Origin of the sequence: Vibrio sp. RM-69-4, from assembly GCF_024743775.1 — a bacterium.
GTDB classification, from domain to species: domain Bacteria; phylum Pseudomonadota; class Gammaproteobacteria; order Enterobacterales; family Vibrionaceae; genus Vibrio; species Vibrio anguillarum.
This window is the reverse complement of record NZ_JAMQXI010000036.1, coordinates 187,772-207,405: the sequence shown is the minus strand read 5'-3', so window position 1 is coordinate 207,405 and position 19,634 is coordinate 187,772. Positions and strand designations below refer to the sequence as shown.

The 19,634-nt window shown below is 43.1% G+C and carries 19 protein-coding genes; 18 read left to right on the top strand and 1 reads right to left on the bottom strand.

Features of this window, described 5'->3' with window-relative positions:
* The first annotated feature begins 5 nt into the window (after positions 1-5).
* The 11 genes from holA (at position 6) to NB504_RS05220 (ending at position 9,661) form a co-directional block, all read left to right on the top strand.
* Complete coding sequence (holA, locus tag NB504_RS05270) at positions 6-1,031, top strand: DNA polymerase III subunit delta (RefSeq protein ID WP_017045824.1); 1,026 nt, start codon at positions 6-8, stop codon at positions 1,029-1,031.
* Positions 1,032-1,093: 62 nt separating this feature from the next.
* Entirely contained in the window at positions 1,094-1,411 is a 318-nt protein-coding gene (gene rsfS, locus NB504_RS05265) for a ribosome silencing factor (protein WP_258428420.1), read from the top strand.
* Between the two features lie 3 nt (positions 1,412-1,414).
* Positions 1,415-1,885, top strand: coding sequence for a 23S rRNA (pseudouridine(1915)-N(3))-methyltransferase RlmH (gene rlmH / locus NB504_RS05260; protein WP_013857336.1), 471 nt, complete (start codon positions 1,415-1,417; stop codon positions 1,883-1,885).
* 6 nt (positions 1,886-1,891) lie between these two features.
* Entirely contained in the window at positions 1,892-3,772 is a 1,881-nt protein-coding gene (gene mrdA, locus NB504_RS05255; protein ID WP_094132791.1) for a penicillin-binding protein 2, read from the top strand.
* Entirely contained in the window at positions 3,772-4,893 is a 1,122-nt protein-coding gene (gene rodA / locus NB504_RS05250; protein WP_013857338.1) for a rod shape-determining protein RodA, read from the top strand. The genes mrdA and rodA overlap by 1 nt, the downstream gene beginning before the upstream one ends.
* Before the next feature lie 2 nt (positions 4,894-4,895).
* On the top strand, positions 4,896-5,678 hold the full coding sequence (locus tag NB504_RS05245) for a septal ring lytic transglycosylase RlpA family protein (RefSeq protein WP_017045827.1): 783 nt from the start codon (positions 4,896-4,898) through the stop codon (positions 5,676-5,678).
* Positions 5,679-5,770: 92 nt separating this feature from the next.
* Complete coding sequence (locus NB504_RS05240) at positions 5,771-6,949, top strand: serine hydrolase (RefSeq protein ID WP_017045828.1); 1,179 nt, start codon at positions 5,771-5,773, stop codon at positions 6,947-6,949.
* 119 nt (positions 6,950-7,068) lie between these two features.
* On the top strand, positions 7,069-7,347 hold the full coding sequence (gene ybeD / locus NB504_RS05235) for a DUF493 family protein YbeD (RefSeq protein ID WP_010317329.1): 279 nt from the start codon (positions 7,069-7,071) through the stop codon (positions 7,345-7,347).
* A gap of 213 nt (positions 7,348-7,560) precedes the next feature.
* On the top strand, positions 7,561-8,214 hold the full coding sequence (lipB, locus tag NB504_RS05230; RefSeq protein WP_094124943.1) for a lipoyl(octanoyl) transferase LipB: 654 nt from the start codon (positions 7,561-7,563) through the stop codon (positions 8,212-8,214).
* 5 nt (positions 8,215-8,219) lie between these two features.
* Complete coding sequence (lipA, locus tag NB504_RS05225; RefSeq protein ID WP_013857343.1) at positions 8,220-9,188, top strand: lipoyl synthase; 969 nt, start codon at positions 8,220-8,222, stop codon at positions 9,186-9,188.
* 146 nt (positions 9,189-9,334) lie between these two features.
* Positions 9,335-9,661: a hypothetical protein gene (locus NB504_RS05220; protein ID WP_013857344.1), complete on the top strand. Its 327-nt coding sequence runs from the start codon at positions 9,335-9,337 to the stop codon at positions 9,659-9,661.
* 120 nt (positions 9,662-9,781) lie between these two features.
* Here NB504_RS05220 and glyA read toward each other — a convergent pair whose 3' ends face one another.
* Complete coding sequence (gene glyA / locus NB504_RS05215; RefSeq protein WP_129532336.1) at positions 9,782-11,032, bottom strand: serine hydroxymethyltransferase; 1,251 nt, start codon at positions 11,030-11,032, stop codon at positions 9,782-9,784.
* Between the two features lie 346 nt (positions 11,033-11,378).
* Between glyA and NB504_RS05210 the strand changes: the two genes are divergently transcribed.
* From NB504_RS05210 to NB504_RS05180, 7 genes are all read left to right on the top strand, one after another.
* Entirely contained in the window at positions 11,379-11,978 is a 600-nt protein-coding gene (locus NB504_RS05210) for a YitT family protein (protein ID WP_017045830.1), read from the top strand.
* A gap of 373 nt (positions 11,979-12,351) precedes the next feature.
* Positions 12,352-13,746, top strand: a complete 1,395-nt coding sequence (gene vpsL / locus NB504_RS05205) for an exopolysaccharide biosynthesis glycosyltransferase VpsL (protein WP_069211921.1) — start codon at positions 12,352-12,354, stop codon at positions 13,744-13,746.
* A gap of 20 nt (positions 13,747-13,766) precedes the next feature.
* Positions 13,767-14,957 (top strand): outer membrane beta-barrel protein, encoded by a 1,191-nt coding sequence (locus NB504_RS05200; RefSeq protein WP_129532335.1) that lies wholly within the window; start codon positions 13,767-13,769, stop codon positions 14,955-14,957.
* Between the two features lie 6 nt (positions 14,958-14,963).
* Positions 14,964-15,482, top strand: coding sequence for an exopolysaccharide export protein VpsN (vpsN, locus tag NB504_RS05195; protein WP_017045832.1), 519 nt, complete (start codon positions 14,964-14,966; stop codon positions 15,480-15,482).
* Between the two features lie 13 nt (positions 15,483-15,495).
* Positions 15,496-17,700, top strand: a complete 2,205-nt coding sequence (gene vpsO, locus NB504_RS05190) for an exopolysaccharide regulatory tyrosine autokinase VpsO (RefSeq protein ID WP_258428419.1) — start codon at positions 15,496-15,498, stop codon at positions 17,698-17,700.
* Between the two features lie 2 nt (positions 17,701-17,702).
* Positions 17,703-18,404 carry a VpsP family polysaccharide biosynthesis protein gene (locus NB504_RS05185; protein ID WP_258428418.1) on the top strand — a complete coding sequence of 234 codons (702 nt, stop codon included), beginning with the start codon at positions 17,703-17,705 and terminating at the stop codon, positions 18,402-18,404.
* A 551-nt stretch (positions 18,405-18,955) separates the two neighbouring features.
* Positions 18,956-19,570: a hypothetical protein gene (locus tag NB504_RS05180; protein ID WP_013857353.1), complete on the top strand. Its 615-nt coding sequence runs from the start codon at positions 18,956-18,958 to the stop codon at positions 19,568-19,570.
* Positions 19,571-19,634: the final 64 nt, after the last annotated feature.

Here is a 19,634-nt window from a genome sequence, read left to right as displayed (position 1 = left end):
GAGTAATGAGAATATTTGCTGACAAGCTGGCCGATCACTTAAACAAGCCCTTGATGGGGCTTTACTTACTGTTTGGCAACGAACCGCTATTGCTGCAAGAATCACGCGTGGCGATAGAGAAAAAAGCATTAGAACAAGGATTTGAAGAACGCCATCGTTTCAGTGCCGATGCCCATTTAAACTGGGATCAAGTCTATGACTGCTGCCAAGCTTTAAGTTTATTTTCCAGCAAAAAAATCATTGAAATTGAATTACCTGAAACGGGTGCAAATGCGGCAACAGCAAAAGAGCTCGTCGCCCTAGGTCAATCGCTTCATCCTGACGTACTACTTGTGATCATCGGTGAGAAATTGACCAAAGCACAAGAAAGCACTAAATGGTTTAAGACACTCTCAAGCCTAGGATGTTGGGTGAGTTGCTTAACCCCGGACATCAGCAAACTGCCACAATTTGTCATGATGCGCTGCCGCACATTGGGGCTAAAACCTGATCAAGAAGCAGTGCAGATGCTGGCGCAATGGCATGAAGGCAATCTGTTCGCACTATCTCAAAGCTTAGAAAAACTCGCGCTACTCTATCCAGATGGCTTACTGACGCTGATCCGCTTAGAAGAGTCATTAAGCCGACATAACCACTTCACCGTCTTTCACTGGGTCGATGCGCTGCTCGAAGGACAAGCGAATCGGTCACAACGTATTTTACGCCAGCTCATTACCGAAGGCACTGAGCCTGTGATTCTGATACGTAGCCTACAAAAAGAGCTGCTACTGCTGCTGCAAATGCATCAAGATTTAACCCAGATGCCGATTGGCTCAATCTTTGATAAGTACCGAATTTGGCAATCCAAGCGACCTTGGTACGCGGCAAGCTTAAAAAGACTATCGAGAGATAAACTCAAACAGCTGATTGCATTACTCACCCAAGCCGAAAGAGTAACTAAAACTCAGTATGAAACCTCAACTTGGCCAATATTGCAGCAAATCAGTGTTGAATTTTGCTTGCCACAGTCCGTTGTATCAAAGTTGGCTTGAAGGCGTGTTATACTCCGCGCCATTTTGTCAGTAACCAGACCAATTTTTAAAGGAGATGACGCTTGCAACACCACGAATTGAAAGACTTTCTTGCCGATAAAGCCGACGATATGAAAGCCATTGATATCAAAATCTTAGATGTTAAGGGAAAATCTAGCATCACCGATTACATGATCATTTGCACAGGCACATCAAAACGACATGTAGCCTCGATTGCCGAACATGTCGCAACTGAAGTCAAAAAAGTGGGCATCGAACCACTGGGTATGGATGGCGAAAGTGAAGGTGAATGGGTCGTGCTAGACATGGGCAGCAGCATGTTGCATGTTATGCAAGAAGAGCACCGTGATCTGTACCAGCTTGAAAAACTTTGGAGTTAAGTTTTGAAAATTCAGTTGATTGCCGTTGGTACCAAAATGCCGAAATGGGTAGAAGAAGGCTTTCAAGAGTACCGCCGACGTTTTCCACACGATATGCCGCTTGAATTAGTGGAGATACAAGCGGGCAAACGTGGCAAAAATGCGGATATTGCAAGAATTTTGCAAAAAGAAGGCGAAGCTATGCTCGCGGCCGTGCCAAAAAGCAATCGAATTGTTACTCTCGATATTCCAGGTAAGCGTTGGGATACCGAACAACTGGCGGAACAACTTGAAAGTTGGAAGCTCGATGCCCGTGATGTATCGATTTTAATTGGTGGCCCTGAAGGGCTTTCTCCTGCATGCAAAGCCGCCGCAGAGCAGAGCTGGTCGCTTTCGCCGTTGACACTTCCTCACCCTTTGGTTCGAGTGGTCATGGCAGAGAGTTTGTACCGCGCTTGGAGTATTACGGCTAATCACCCTTATCACCGAGAATAACTATTCATGTTACGTAAGCGTAGCCAAATTCGTGACTACCAATCAGAAGCTCGGCTGTTTCGCAACCGAGCAATTGTCTCTTTTATTGCGATCATCATACTGGTGGGCGTTCTGCTTACCAATTTGTACCATATTCAAATTAACCAATATCAAGATTACAAAACGCGATCCAACGATAACCGAATCAAAATCGTCCCGATTGCGCCTAATCGAGGGTTAATTTATGACCGCAATGGTGTGCTACTAGCGGAAAACCGCCCTGTATTCAACTTAGAGATCACACCTGAGCAAGTGCGCGATATGGATGATACGATCACGCGCTTACAGCAATACCTGACCATCTCACCAGAAAAAATTGCCACCTTTGAAAAAGAGCGTCGTCAGACACGCCGGTTTAATTCAGTGCCGCTTTTGACACAGTTAACACCGGAAGAAGTGGCCATTTTTTCGGTCAATCAGCACAAGTTTCCCGGTGTATCAGTAAGCGCAAGCTTAAAGCGCTACTACCCCTATGGTGAAGTTCTCACTCATGTTATCGGTTATGTATCCAGAATCAATGACCGAGATATGGAACGTCTAGAACGCGAAGAGCGCTCAGCCAATTACCAAGCCACTCGTGATATTGGCAAACTGGGGATTGAACGCTTTTATGAGGATGTGCTGCACGGCACGGCTGGCTACCAAGAAGTTGAGGTCAATAGCCGAGGACGCATCATTCGCACCTTAAAATACGTCCCTCCTGTGGCAGGGAAAGACATTGTATTAAGCTTGGACATTGATCTGCAGCTTTATGTGCACAAGTTGTTGGATGGCCGTCGAGGTTCAATTGTAGTGCTCGATCCAAAAGATAACGGTGTCCTTACCATGGCATCAAGTCCAAGCTACGATCCAAACCCATTCGTACATGGTATTTCTAGCGCCGCCTACAACGAACTTCTCAATGACCCAGACCGCCCGTTAGTCAATCGAGCGACACTTGGTATTTACCCTCCCGGCTCAACGATTAAACCTTTTATTGCCGTCGCTGCACTTCAAGAAGGGGTTATAACCCCAACAACAACACGTAATGATCCTGGTTATTGGGTGATACCAAACTCCAAAACGCGGCCCTTCCGAGACTGGTTGCGCTGGGGGCATGGTCGAGTGGACATTAATAAGGCGCTCGAAGAGTCTGTCGATACTTTCTTTTACCAAATCGCCTACGACTTGGGTATTGATCGTCTCTCTAGTTGGATGATGAAATTTGGCTTTGGTGACTATACAGGTTTAGACATTTATGAAGAAGGCAAAGCGAACATGCCAACGCGTGAGTGGAAAATGGCACGTCACCGAACCCCTTGGTATCAAGGTGATACGATTCCGGTCGGCATTGGCCAAGGGTATTGGACATCAACACCGATGCAAATTGCCAAAGCGACTTCCGTGCTGGTTAATCACGGCAAAGTGATTGCGCCGCATTTATTGCGTTCGACGCTCAAAAATGGTGAAGAGTTTAGCAGGCAAGAGCTTTCAGAATTAGAAACTTCGCCACCGATCGAAGGGGTGCCGAAACGCTACTGGGACATCGCAATCAATGGCATGCGTCTTGTAAACCACGGCAAAAAAGGAACCGCACGGCGTTCATTTACCAATATGAAATATGTCAGCGCTGGAAAATCTGGAACTGCGCAAGTGTTTGGCTTGGCAGAAAACCAAGTGTATAAGGCCGATGAATTAGCCGAACACCTTCGTGACCATGCCCTATTCACAGGCTTTGCGCCTGTAGATGACCCGCAGCTTATTGTCACTCTGGTACTCGAAAACGCAGGGGGAGGTTCTGGCAATGGTGGACCCGTTGTTAGGAAAATATTTGACCGCGCCATTCTAGGTAAAGAGGCTGAAAAATAATGGAACTGGATCCTTCAACAGGACAAAATCGAGCGCTTTTTGAGCGCTTGCACATCGACTTGCCATTACTGCTGGGTATTTTGTTATTGATGGGGTTTGGGCTGGTCGTGATGTACAGCGCCAGCGGTCAGAGCTTAACTATGATGGATCGCCAAGCCATGCGCATGGTACTGGCTCTTGGTGTGATGATCTTTCTTGCTCAAATTTCCCCAAGAACTTATGAGTCTCTTGCACCCTTTATGTTTTTCTGTGGCGTACTGCTGTTGCTCGGCGTGCTGTTTTTTGGCGAATCGTCCAAGGGAGCTCAGCGCTGGTTAAATTTAGGCTTTGTTCGTTTTCAGCCCTCAGAATTGCTTAAACTCGCAGTGCCTCTCATGGTCGCTCGCTACATAGGGAAACGTTCTCTTCCACCCACATTTAAAACCCTAGTCGTTTCGCTGTTAATGGTGTTTATCCCTACCGTGCTAATCGCGAAGCAGCCCGATCTTGGCACTTCAATATTGATTGCAGCCTCCGGCATTTTTGTCATTTTCTTATCTGGAATAAGCTGGCGAATCATTTTTTCTGCCGCCGTGGCTTTGGGTGGCTTCATACCTGTGCTTTGGTTCTTTCTGATGCGTGAATATCAAAAAACCCGAGTCAGAACACTTTTCAATCCGGAATCCGATCCACTCGGTGCAGGCTATCATATCATTCAGAGTAAAATAGCCATTGGGTCTGGTGGGTTGTCAGGAAAAGGATGGCTACACGGCACACAGTCGCAACTTGAATTCTTACCTGAGCGGCACACCGACTTCATTTTTGCCGTCATTGCTGAAGAGTGGGGCATGATTGGCATCTTGTGTTTACTCGCTATTTATCTTTTTATCATCGGACGTGGTCTATACCTCGCGAGCAACGCACAAACGGCTTTCGGCCGAATGATGGCTGGAAGTATTGTACTCAGCTTCTTTGTTTACGTTTTTGTAAATATAGGTATGGTCAGTGGTATTTTACCCGTGGTTGGTGTTCCCTTGGCTCTCATCAGCTATGGTGGCACATCCATGGTCACTCTCATGGCTGGCTTTGGCATACTGATGTCTATCCACACTCACCGAAAAGCATTTTCTAAGGCAACCTAAGCATGAGAAACTCCCTATTTATCTTTATATTAACGAGTCTATTTCTCATCGGTTGTAGCTCTTCAAGCCGCTATTCAATAACAGACGACGTGGCCCCTAACACGCCACTCTCGGTTGAGCATATTGAAGATGCACATCCGCAATACGAACCCTATAGTTTGGGCGGCAACAAGAATTACACTTTGAGAGGCATAAACTACACCATTGTCAAAGAGGCCAAAGGATTTACAGAGAAAGGCCAAGCCTCGTGGTATGGAAAAAAGTTTCATGGACATCTGACATCCAACGGTGAAATTTACGACATGTATTCGATGACGGCCGCCCATAAAACGTTGCCGTTACCCAGCTACGTTAAAGTAACGAATTTAGATAACAAAAAAACCGCGATCGTTCGGGTAAACGATCGCGGTCCCTTTCATGAGGGACGAATTATTGATTTAAGCTACGCTGCCGCTTACAAATTAGGTGTAGTTCAAACCGGGACTGCGAATGTGGCTATCGAAGTCATCACCATCGATAAACCCATCACGACGTCACCACAGAAAAAGAAGGTTCAATATCTCATCCAAGTTGCCTCTGCAAAATCAGAGCAAAGAATACGAACTTTATCCGAACAATTGAGTCAAACATTGACGGTTGAAAGCTTTGTAGACAGTGTGAATGGCAGTCATCGCGTATTTTTAGGGCCATTTAATGACGATGCCCTGACTCAACAAACGCTAGAAAAAGTTAAATTACTCGGTTACGAGACCGCCTTCATCAAAGCGCAACCCGTCACTCAGTGACTTATCAAATCCAGTGATCTTGATTCAAGCTCTGGTTTGATAGGTCGTTTCTGTTAAGATATGGACAGTTAATAAGATAATTTGCATTCCTCATGAAAAAACACACATTCTTAAAACCGATTCTAGCGTCTTCTATTGCGCTTTCTGCAACCTTTACTAGCTCAGTATTTTCTGCGCCTATCGTGATACCTGATGCTCCTCAGATTGCCGCTAAAGGCTATGTGTTGATGGACTACCATTCAGGTAAAGTGCTGGCAGAAAAAGAGATGAACACCAAACTTTCACCTGCAAGTTTGACGAAAATGATGACCAGCTACGTGATTGGCCAAGAACTTAAACGTGGCAATATCTCTCCACAAGATAAAGTGGTGGTCAGTAAAAATGCGTGGGCTAAAAACTTCCCTGATTCTTCTAAAATGTTTATTGAAGTCGGCACTACAGTTACCGTAGAAGAACTGAACAAAGGTATCATCATTCAGTCTGGTAATGACGCTTGCGTGGCGATGGCTGAACACATTGCTGGCTCAGAAGACGCTTTTGTTGACCTAATGAATGCGTGGGCAAGTTCACTAAAAATGAGCAATACGCACTTTGCTAACGTACACGGTCTAGATAACCCAAATCTCTATTCAACTCCATATGACATGGCGCTACTAGGTCAAGCGTTGATTCGTGATGTACCAAACGAGTACCGTATTTATTCAGAGCAGAAATATACCTATAACGGGATTACCCAGTACAACCGAAATGGTTTGCTGTGGGATAAAAGTATGAACGTAGATGGTATTAAAACCGGTCATACGAGTAATGCTGGGTACAGTTTAGTTAGCTCTGCAACGGAAGGGAAAATGCGCCTCGTTGCTGTGGTTATGGGGACCAAAGATGAAAATGCTCGTAAATCAGAAAGTAAAAAACTTCTGAGCTATGGCTTTAGATTCTTCGAAACCGTTGCGCCACACAAAGCAGGTGAAACATTCGTCGAAGAAAAAATCTGGATGGGTGACAAGGATAAAGTGGCGCTTGGTGTCAATGAAGATACTTACGTTACACTCCCTCGCGGTCAAGCGAAGGATCTCAGCGCAAGCTTTGTTCTTGAAAAAGAGCTCAGAGCGCCAATAAGCCAAGGCGATGTGGTCGGTAAGCTTTACTACCAGCTTGATGGCAAAGACGTGGCTGAATACCCTCTTTTGGCATTAGAAAATGTGGATGAAGGCAGCATATTTAGCCGTCTTTGGGACTACATTATATTGCTTTTCAAAGGGTTATTCTGATATCCCTTGTAGAAGATAGAACAAAGCCGCCTTACCGCGGCTTTGTGATTATTGAGTTCCATCAACATTCGCTGTAGTATTCGCCACCGCTAATCGAATTATCAACGGGAGTTTCCATTATGCTGACTATCAACTCTGATGCAAAACTCAAAGACTTACTCGAGTTTCCTTGTTCATTTACCTACAAGGTGATGGGCCACGCAAAGCCCGAACTTCCAGAGAAGGTTCTTGAAGTTATCCAACGTCACGCTCCAGGTGATTACAGCCCACGAGTTAAACCCAGTGCAAAAGGGACTTACCACTCCTTATCGATTAACATTACCGCCACCTCTATCGAACAAGTTGAAATACTGTACAAAGAGCTAGGCGAGATCGATATCGTACGTATGGTTCTGTAGCTCAAAAACCGTGATTGAGATGCCTAGCCTCTCATTTTTTGATTTATTCAATTTTTTTTGAAAGCAGCTTAGGCTGCTTTTTTAATATAAATCATATAGCTAGCATATACCCCATCACACTAAGGACAAATTTATCGTCCTCATTAGTAGTCCATTCGCTGGAAGAAGTTTATAATCCAAAAACTTTATTTATACGGTAGATGAGTCACGCTGATGTTAAATTCGCTTGTTGTAAAACGTCTGGGTCGCCAAGAATACCTTCCTGTATGGGAAGCTATGCATGAATTTACCGATACAAGAATCGAAAGCACACCGGATCAGGTTTGGCTTGTCGAGCATCAACCAGTTTTTACCCAAGGCCAAGCAGGTAAAGCTGAGCATCTTCTCAATACTGGCGATATTCCAGTGGTACAAAGTGACCGAGGCGGCCAAGTTACCTACCATGGTCCAGGCCAACTGGTGGCTTATTTCTTGATCGATTTGCGCCGCAAAAAATTAGGTGTAAGAGAGTTAGTGACCAAAATTGAACAGATCGTGATCAATACCTTGCAAGCATACCGTATTGACTCAGCCGCAAGACCAGATGCCCCTGGTGTCTATGTCAAAGGGAAAAAAATCTGCTCTCTTGGGTTACGGATCCGTAAAGGTTGTTCGTTTCATGGTTTAGCGCTAAACGTCAACATGGATCTCTCCCCTTTCCTACGCATTAACCCTTGTGGCTATCAGGGTTTAGAAATGGCCCAAGTCAGTGAACTGGGCGGCCCGACAGAACTACAAACCGTAGAAAAACAACTTATAATAGAACTCGTTAACATATTGGCTTACGAGCAAGTAGAATTCAGCACAGAAGCACCTCTTCAAAGGTAAAAAGCATGAGCAAACCGATCCAAATGGAAAAAGGCGTTAAATACCGCGACGCTGATAAGATGGCATTAATTCCTGTAAAAAATATGCCAGCCGCCGAACAAAAAGAAGTTTTGCGTAAGCCCGAGTGGATGAAAATTAAGCTGCCGAGTGATAGCCAACGCATCCAAGAGATCAAATCAGCAATGCGTAAAAATAATCTCCATTCGGTGTGTGAAGAAGCGTCTTGCCCTAACCTAGCAGAATGCTTTAACCACGGAACCGCCACCTTTATGATTTTAGGCGCCATCTGTACAAGACGGTGCCCATTTTGTGACGTTGCTCATGGACGGCCAAATGCCCCAGAGACAAACGAACCACAAAAACTGGCGCAAACCATTAAGGATATGAAGTTGAAATACGTGGTTATCACCTCAGTTGACCGTGATGACCTACGTGATGGTGGTGCCCAACATTTTGCCGACTGTAACCGTGAAATTCGAGCATTAAACCCAGAGATCCGTATCGAAACGTTAGTACCGGATTTTCGTGGCCGAATGGATATCGCCCTTGAACTACTCAAAGATAACCCACCGGATGTATTTAACCACAACTTAGAAACCGCACCACGTCTATATCGTAAGGCGCGTCCTGGGGCAAACTATAAATGGTCACTGGAACTGTTGAAGAAATTCAAGCAACAACATCCAAGTATCCCTACCAAATCAGGCATCATGATGGGGCTTGGTGAAACAAAAGAAGAGATAGTGGAAGTATTGAAAGATCTTCGAGCTCACGACGTCACAATGCTTACTCTTGGTCAATATTTAGCACCGAGTCGCCATCACCTGCCAGTTGAACGCTACGTTCCACCGTCTGAATTTGACGAACTTAAAGAGATCGCACTAGAGCTTGGATTTACTCACGCCGCCTGTGGCCCGTTCGTACGTTCCTCCTATCATGCGGATATGCAAGCCAAAGGGCTAGAAGTGAAATAACCACACAGAACAAGTTCAATCAAGCCGATGTTCACTCATCGGTTTTTGAGACTCTGCTCGGTTAATGATTGAAGCTTGAATATTGATTCTATGTTCTATAGGCTAACGACATAGAAAATAGATAACAAAGCTAGGGATTTATTAATATGAAAACGATCAGTACATTAGCACTTGTTACAGCCACTTTAATGGCCGGTTGTGCGTCTAATACTCAGCAAGATAACTATCGTGAAGCCTCCTTTGAGCTTTGTAATACTGAAGTCAACATTTACTCTGTGAGTGATGATGGCCGCGTTCGTATTGTCTGCGCTGACGGCTCTAAGTTTGCCTTAAATAGCGAAAAGACACTTGATACTATGCGCAATATTAATATTGAGTATTGTGATGGTGAAGGTTTAGGCAAATTTAACGAGAGCACTAAATATTACTCTTTTCAATGTAAGTCAGGCACATTGCTCAGCATTGCAAAATAGTACTGCAGAGCACATTCAACAGCGAGAGGCCACTCTTCTTATTGGTGCTCAATAAAATAAATAATGACCAAATAAAAAAGCTCCTGAATATTAGGAGCTTTTATTTTATTGTGCGTAAAACTACGCGTATACAGGCAAACGCTTACAAATTTCTAACACTTTTGCCTTCGTTGCTTGAATCACAGATTCATCACCCATGTTGTCCAAAATATCACACATCCATCCAGCTAGTGCTTTCGCATCAGATTCAGTAAAACCACGGCGAGTAATTGATGGAGAACCCACGCGGATGCCAGAGGTCACAAATGGGCTACGCGGATCATTCGGTACAGAGTTTTTGTTCACTGTAATGTTAGCCGCACCCAATGCCGCATCAGCATCTTTACCTGTAATATTTTTATCGATCAAATCGACAAGGAACAGGTGATTTTCTGTGGAACCTGAAACAATGTTGTAACCACGAGCCAAAAACTCGGCCACCATCGCTTTCGCATTGGCGACTACGCGTTTTTGATACTCTTTGAACTCTGGTTCTAGAGCTTCTTTGAACGCAACCGCTTTACCTGCGATAACGTGCATTAAAGGACCACCTTGACCACCAGGGAATACGGCTGAGTTAAGCTTCTTATATAAGTCTTCACCTGCATTCGAAAGAATAAGGCCACCACGAGGACCTGCCAGTGTTTTGTGGGTAGTGGTCGTCACTACGTGGGCATGAGGAACTGGGTTAGGGTAAACACCCGCCGCAATCAAACCAGCTACATGCGCCATATCAACGAACAAGTAAGCGCCCACTTTATCAGCAATTTCACGCATTCTTTTCCAGTCGCAAACTTGTGAATAAGCAGAGAACCCACCGATGATCATTTTTGGCTGATGCTCAACCGCTAATGCTTCCATCTCTTCGTAGTTAATTTGACCTTTTGCATCAATGCCATAAGGAATGATGTTGTACAGCTTACCAGAAAAGTTGACAGGAGAACCGTGAGTCAAATGGCCACCGTGTGCCAAGCTCATTCCTAATACGGTATCACCTGCGTTAAGCAAAGCCATATAAACCGCGTTGTTTGCTTGTGAGCCTGAATGCGGCTGCACGTTCGCATAGTCTGCACCAAACAGTTCACACGCACGTTCAATCGCCAGTGTTTCTACTTTATCGACAAACTCACAACCACCGTAATAGCGTTTACCTGGGTAACCTTCAGCGTATTTATTGGTGAGCTGTGAACCTTGCGCTTCCATTACACGTGGGCTTGTGTAGTTTTCCGAAGCGATAAGTTCAATGTGTTCTTCCTGACGAAGAGTCTCTTCTTGAATAGCTGCGAACAGGTCCGCATCGTAATCTGCGATGTTCATATCACGCTTAAGCATCTGTATCTCCTGACTCAGATTTTACTGAAAGTTTCAAAAAAACCACACAACGACTAAAAGCAAACGTTTTCGTCACCGTAATATGGCGCACATTCTACATAATTTGATCTGGGTCATAAAGAACAAATTACAGAAATCATCATGCAGTTTTTTCATAATGGATAGTGAGGTAACTCATGCTAAACAGTAAGTTGGATAATGATGAGTTAGTATGTCAACCATTCTGCTTTACACCTTGTAAAGCTGCAATTACATAGGTTTACCTCAATTTTCACTCTCTATCTACCGAAAATATTACTTTTTCTTTACTATGCTCGCCATTCTTAGCTATTAAAATTATTTATCGATGCGAACACACACACGTAAAGAAGATTGGGTTGCCATTTTAACGGGAACCTTTTTGGTCGCACAAGGCGTCTTCTTTCTCCAGTCCGCTCATTTACTAACAGGTGGAACCGCTGGTTTAGCACTGCTGATCAGCCAGTTAGTCCCAGCCTCATTTGGTAGCATTTATTTTTTGGCTAACACCCCTTTTTACATTTTGGCTTGGAAACGATTCGGTCATCGCTTTGCCATCAACAGCGCGCTATCCGGCGCATTAGTCTCTATTTTTGCAGACCATCTTTATTTGGTAATTTCTTTGGAAATGGTCAATGAAATTTACTGCGCCATTGCCGGGGGATTATTAATGGGTCTTGGCATGTTAATTCTCTTTCGTCACCGTTCCAGTTTGGGTGGCTTTAATGTCTTGTGTTTGTTTATTCAAGATAAATTTGGGATCCCTGTTGGCAAAAGTCAGTTGATTATAGATTGCTCAATTTTAGCTGCTTCTGCCTTTTTTGTTTCGTTTTCCATTGCCACACTGTCTGTGCTCGGGGCTGTCTCACTTAACCTTGTATTAGCAATGAATCATAAACCCACACGATATAGCGTGACTTACCCTTAAGCTGTCGCAATACCCATAAGATTAAGAAGAGATAAAAACACAACCAAATTTAGCCTTAATTCTTACACCGTAAATGCCCCCCATTATTTTTATTTAAACATTAGCTGGCTCTTATATAGAGGTCCTCTAACAAGGTGACCAAATTAAGCTAATGCAGTAATAGCAAGTGATTACATCATCTTATCCGACTCTCCGTACTCTATCTCAAATTGAAAAACCCAAAATACAGTCACCCATTCCATATATCACACATCACGTCTTATTTTTGATGCACCTGATCAGTTGAAGTCGTCGGAGCTTAATATGAGAATGCACTGCTAAAAAATAATTATTATTCGTTACCTTAATAATTGAGCGGTTAGGAGCTTCTACAATGGGTGAAAGAGGAAGGATCCGTATTTCTAACTATCAAGGTAAATTTTTCTACCGCCTGATAGATTGCTTAGTAATACTGATCACAATGTATATTACACTAAAGTTTCACTCACATATCGTTACTATGTCTTATATATCTGTGGGACTTTTAGGGGTTATTTTTTATTCATTTATTGCTGAAAGCCTTGATATATACAGCGGTTGGCGAACCACAAAACTTAGAGTTTTAACTCTACACACTGCTTTTTGTTGGGCTTCAACTGTTGGCTGCTTAACTTTAGTTGGTTATTTCACAAAAACTGGAAGCGATTTCTCACGTTTAATTTTAGGTTTTTGGTTTGTCGGATCATTTATTTTATTACTGCTTTGGCGCTTCGTCGCATTTACAGTCATTTACTATCTACACAAAAAAGGTTATCACACCACTAAAGCGGTCATTATCGGCATGACACCGCAGGGTCTGGAACTATCGAAAAATCTCATCAATAACCCTGAGTTAGGTATTAAACTGACGGGCTTTTACGATGATAGGGGTGATGAACGTATCGCAAGCGATATTCCAGTGCTCGGTAAAGTTAATGATGCATTAACACTTGCCAAAAACGGTGAAGTAAAAAGTGTGTACATAGCACTACCAATGCAAGCCCAGCATCGAATCAGCAAGATTCTAGAGGCCTTTTCGGATAGCACAGTGAATACCTATATTGTGCCGGATTTTTTCACCTTCAATTTACTGCATTCGCGTTGGTATACCATCGGCGATGTTAATGCTTTTAGTATTTTTGATACACCGTTCAATGGGTTAGGTACGTGGCTAAAACGTTTTGAAGATTTAGTCTTAAGTAGTCTTATCTTGATTTTAATCAGTCCTGTCCTTATTGCGGTTGCAGTAGGCGTAAAACTCAGCTCGCCCGGCCCTATTATTTTCAAACAGATGCGTTATGGGCTGGATGGAAAGTCTATCAAAGTATGGAAATTCAGAAGCATGCGTGCCATGGACAATGGGAACAAAGTGACACAAGCAACAAAAAATGATCCCCGAGTGACTCCTTTTGGTGCGTTTATTCGGAAGACGTCACTAGATGAGCTACCACAGTTTATTAATGTGCTTCAAGGTCGAATGTCTATTGTCGGCCCTCGCCCTCATGCCGTAGCGCACAACGAAGAGTATCGAACGATCGTTAACCGCTACATGCTGAGACATAAAGTAAAACCAGGAATTACTGGCTGGGCACAAATTAATGGCTGGCGTGGTGAAACCGATACGCTAGATAAAATGGAAAAACGTGTCCAATTTGATTTGGACTATATACACAGATGGTCGTTGTGGTTCGACATCAAAATCGTATTTCTTACCGTATTTAAAGGATTTGTAGGCAAGAATGCTTACTAGAATGGATAAAGCATACTCATATGAAAACAACTAATTTAAATAGAATCGCGTCCTTTGGTTTGGCTTTTTTTGCGTTATCAGCCGTACAAGCAAAACCGCAACCCAACCCAATTATGACTGAGTCAGGGATTGCTATTGTACCGTTTTTAAACTTATCAACGGGTTATAACGACAACTTAGCAAAAGCGTCACAAGATCTCGAACATTCCCAATATTCAGTGTTCGAACCAGGTATCGGTTTAGCAATAGAGCCGACAAGTGGCCAGAAACATCGCGTAGGTTATCGACTACAAAGAGGCGATTTTTTCAGCTCTAGCAAAGATAACTACACTGACCATTTCTTTGATTTAGCCAGTGACTGGGAGCTCAATTCCAAGCATCGAGTTGACTTCAGCTATGCTCTTGCATTAACTCATGAACAGCGTGGTGATAACGATACGACACTCAATTTGTCGTACAACGAATACAACACCAATAACGTCAACCTCGGTTACGGTTTTGGTGGTGAAGACGCCAAAGGCCGAATAGAAACCAACCTTGGTTGGGGCAATTTGGACTATAAAAACAACCAAAATATTACTCAATACCAAAATTGGGATGAATTACGATTCAACAGCTCTCTATACTATAAAGCGCTGCCAAAAACATCGTTGGTTTTCCAAATTATCGTTAATGATAGGCATTATAGTGATATAGCCCCAGGCTCAACTCTCAAAGACAGCACCCATTATATGGGATATGTTGGTACCTCGTGGGACGCAACAGGGAAACTGCAGGGAAATGCCAAGGTCGGTATGCAACATAAAGATTTTGAATCCTCTTCTAGAGAAGATTTCGACTCTTTTTCATGGGATATTGATGTCACTTATCTCATCCGCACATACTCTGCAGTGCAGTTGAAAACAAATCGTAAATCAACCGATACTGACGGTACAGGTGATTCAATCGATACCAAAGTGTATAACGCAAATTGGACACACAATTGGAGTGACATCATCTCTTCTAACGTCGATTATTCTCTATTAAGCGAGAATTACACCAGCACTGCTCGCGACGATGACACCAGTAAGGTAACACTTTCATTAAGCTACGATTTTCGTCGTTGGTTAACATTCAAAGTCGGCTACCAACTTGAATCGAGAGATTCCAGCATCAGTTCGTTAAGCTACGATCAAAATGTTTATTACTTTGCTATTGAAGGTGTGATGTAACTTACGATGAAGTACTTCTTAGTCATTCTATTGAGTTGTCTTTCCTGGTCAACATTGGCCAATGAGAGTTTTTATAAGTTAGGCGTTGGGGATCAAATTCGGATTCAAGTTTATGATGAACCAGAGTTATCTATTGAAACGCGTGTGGGTGACAGTGGTAACATTGATTACCCTTTTTTGGGACGAATTAAACTGAAAGGAAAAACAATTGAGGAAGTAAAAACTGCTATCCACAATGGTTTAATCGATGGGTATCTGGTTAACCCCAATGTTTTTGTCAGCATAGTCGAATATCGTCCCTATTTTATCAACGGACAAGTGAAAATATCCGGGAGTTATCCGTATCATCCGGGGTTAACCGTAAACAAAGCCATTACGATTGCGGGTGGATTCACTGAGCGAGCGTCTAAAACTAAGATCTATATATCATCAAGTGATGCTCCTGAGGCCAAGCCAGTAAAAGTAACATTGCTTCATAAAATTCAGCCTGGTGACATTCTCACCGTAGAAGAAAGCTTTTTTTAGGTAACTTAGTTGTATGGAAAACTCTTTAATTAAAAATCACTTGAACTCAGATGAAGTTATTGATATTCGTCAGTATTTTCATGTTCTTCTCAACTATAAATGGCGTATTCTACTTTTTTCTACAATGGTCACCGCCATTGCCGTATTGATTGCATTATCGATTCCTTCGCAATATACCGCTCGCGCCTCACTGATCATCGAATCAAAACAAGCAAAAGCCGTTTCGATTGAAGACATCTATGGTTTAGATACCAAAAGCCAAGAATACTATTTGACTCAAATAGAGATCTTGAAATCAGACCGAGTCGCAGAGGAAGTCATTAAACGCCTTAACCTTGCCAGCCACCCAGAATTTGACCCTACTGTAGAACATAATCAAAAAACTGGGTTTAAATTCGATGTATTAGAATGGTTTCCTGTTCTAAAATCGTTCAAGAAAGAGCCAGCGGAAATATCACAGGAAGACCAAAACTATCGAACTAGCCGATTGGTTCTGGCTAAGTTTAAGCGTGGGCTAGAAGTTAGCCCAATAAGAAAAACTCAACTAGTGAATATTTTCTACACCAGTAAAGACCCTAAATTATCGGCTCAAATTGCCAATGAGATTGGTAACGTCTTTATGGATAGTCATATCGAAGACAAACTTCAAGTTGAACTGAAGGCGAATAGCTGGCTCAACAACCGCATGGGTGATTTGCGCGAACAACTAAAAAAGTCAGAAGCTCAACTACAAACATTTTTAAAATCTGAAGGGCTAGTTGATATCCAAGGCGTTGAAAGCCTAGCATCTCAAGAACTTGAAGAACTGACCTCTCAATTGAATAAAACGAGAGACAGACGCGTTGCAGCTGAAACTCTTTATTTGGTCGCTCAAACGTACAGCCGTCAAGATGGTGACCTCTCTGCCCTTGCATCTATCCCAGAGATCTCTAACCACCCGACGATACGAGATGTCAAATTGGCTGAAGTGCAAGCTGAAAAGAAAGTCTCGGAACTATCAAAACGTTATGGTGACAAACACCCAAAGCTAAAATCAGCTCAAGCCGAACTAGCCTCTGTTAAACGCAATTTAAATTCCGAACTAAAACAGCTACTAAACGGGATCAACAATGAGTTACAGGCTGCTAAGCAAGCAGAGAGTTCTTTACACAGGGAACTTGAGAAACGCAAATCAGAGTTTCAAAGCCTCTCCGTAAAAAATGCACGATATTCAGAGCTAAAGCGCGAAGTCCAAACAAACCGAGAGCTGTTTGATCTCTTTTTAAGTCGTCAAAAAGAGACCAGTGCATCGAGCGACTTTAATGCTACGATTGCTCGTTTTACCGATTTTGCCAATCCGCCCCTCACCCCAAGTAAACCGAACCGTAAACTGATTGTATTATTAGCGTTCGTCGCTTCGTTTGGTTTGGCATGTGTTGTTGCTTTCATTGCTGATGCGGTAAACGATACATTCCTTGATGTAAAACAGGTCGAAAAACAGTTATCACTAAGCTTGCTCGGTATTATACCGGCAATTAAAACTCGAGGCCCCCTAACGCTAAAAACCTATTTTGATTCGAAACACCGAGAGCTCACAGAAGCGATTAGAACCGTTCGGACTGGTTATTTACTTGCCAACACCAACAAAGATCATCATGTGGTAATGGTTACTTCTTCACTACCTGAGGAAGGAAAAACAACCTCGAGTATCAATTTGGCTTTTTCACTGGCACAAATGGAAAAAACACTGCTGATTGACTGCGATTTGAGAAAACCGTCGGTTGCACACCGTTTTGGCATCTCTGGTTCACAGCCAGGAATGAGCAACTTGCTCATAGGTACGCATACCATAGAAGAGTGTCTCTATACCGATGAAGAATCAGGGCTTGATGTTTTGGCAGCAGGAGTCGTGACAGACAATCCTCTTGAACTTATCTCCTCGCCTAAGTTTGCCTCACTACTCGAAGAGCTAAAGACACGCTATAGCAGAATTGTGATTGATACACCTCCATGTTTAGCCGTTAGTGATGCATTTATGCTGTCGCAGTACGTGGACTCGACCATACTCGTGATCAATGCTCCACACACACGCACTAAAGTAGCTAGAGATGTGGTTGGACGCTTAACGCAGCAAGGAGCGAGAATTGATGGCGTCATATTGAACAAACTGAACACCAAAAAAGCCTCTAATTATAGCGGTTATCATCAATATCAATCCTATTACGGCCCAGAAAAATAACCATGAAGGTCGTGAATCACCCTTTTTTAGCCCATGTTTTGCGTTTGAGCATTGGGCTAACTGCACTCGTTACTCTCTATTTCGCATTTCATTTTTTGACGGCGTCCATTTACGCGCTAGCAACAGAAAGAAATATCGACTACTGGACAAAGCACAGTGATGGTGTAACTTTAGAGCAAGTGAATGAGACAAAACTCATGATACTAAAGGCCCTACAACACCACAGAGACCATCCTCATTACCACAATTTACTGGGTAAGGTCTATGAGTGGGAAGCCTATTTGGGCGATGATGTAGATAAAGAGAGCCGCTTGCTCAATGCAAAAAAGGCCTACTTGGAAAGTGCATTATTGAGACCCACTTGGTCAGACACATGGGCTGATTTATTGGTGATTGAAACTCAGTTGAAAGGGGAAAATATTGCTCTCTATTTTGCACAAGCCGACAGATATGGGCCTTTTACACCCAAAGTGAACAACACACTTTCCCAGATTGGCCTAAACTATTGGTCTATTTTTTCAGCGCCGCAGCGAACTATCATTATTGATCACGCCGCAAGAGCATTAGCTCATCCTCAAAGCCGAGGAGAAGCCTACCAATATCTAAAATCAAACGGTCTCTTAAAATTTACCTGTGCAGCTATTATTTATAACCCTCAACGTTATACTGAGAAAAATAGTCTCTGCAAGAGAGCGCTAGAGTGATCTCGATGATAAAACATTATTCAATAAACCGGCCTATCGCCTTGTTCATGTTAGCCTTGCTTTCTTTTGGTACGGCTTCGCTATCACTGGCAAAAACACTGAATATTCATGCTGAGATACCGATGTTTTTGGAAAAATCACTCGGCGGTGATATTTATCTCCACTTTACACTTGCGCTATTCATTACCTTGGTTTTTATTCGAGTAATTTCCGCCACTCTTTCCCCTATACAAAGCATCTTTCTCGCCATAGTTATCGTCTCGACCTGTTGCGTAATTGATGAAAGTTTACAAATGTTATCGCGTTCACGATCATTCTCTTTGCTCGATTTAGGGGCAAGCTTACTTGGTATAACAATGGCCTCAATAATCTATTACGTTACTAGCAGACTTCAATCTTCAAACTTATGCTCCAAACTAAGACAACCTCGCGCATAAAAACGCCTTAAGAATGAGAATCGAACCCTTATTAACAGAAGTACGATATCACTGGATGTACTACTTCACTTATAATCATCGCAACAGTAAATCGTAGGCTTTTAGGACTTACCAATGAAAAAATCACTATGGATATTTTGGATTGCTATTTCAGCTTTGCTGGCCAGTTCAAGGTTATATGCCGAAACTGAAATTACTTGTTCACTTTATAAAAACCATAAAGTGGCCACAGACACAATAAGAGCCAGCCTAGAACAAGCAGACGATGCCATTATTTCTCTGCAAGCTTTAATGAAACTATGCCCAAGCATGGCACTAGAAATGGCGGACCTAGCGTCTACTCTACACCCACAACTAGCACTCGATATCTTCAATACAGTATTTGACCATATATCGAGTGACCAAGTCGCAGCTTTGACTGCAATACTCGTTAAAAATGCACCTCAAGAGATGCGTTCTGAAGTCATTCAGCTTGCTGTCACTAAATCACCAGAGTCAGCTCAAGCTATCGTTGATGCTGTTATTGCAATGGATTTAATGGACTCAACTGATGTGATTGTTGCTGCAATCTCCGGTGGCGCTGACCCAGCGACCATTACTGAACCGACAGCGGCAGGTACTCCATCGGCTTTACCTGGTGGCTTACCTCCAGTCGCAACGGTGCCAGGTAACACCACTACACTTGGAACCGGCAATGGCAGTGGTGGTGGTACCGCTTCACCAAACTGATCGTTTAATTCGATGCTTTCATCCAGTTTAGGGCAGGTATATTCCTGCCCTTCTTAATTGATAT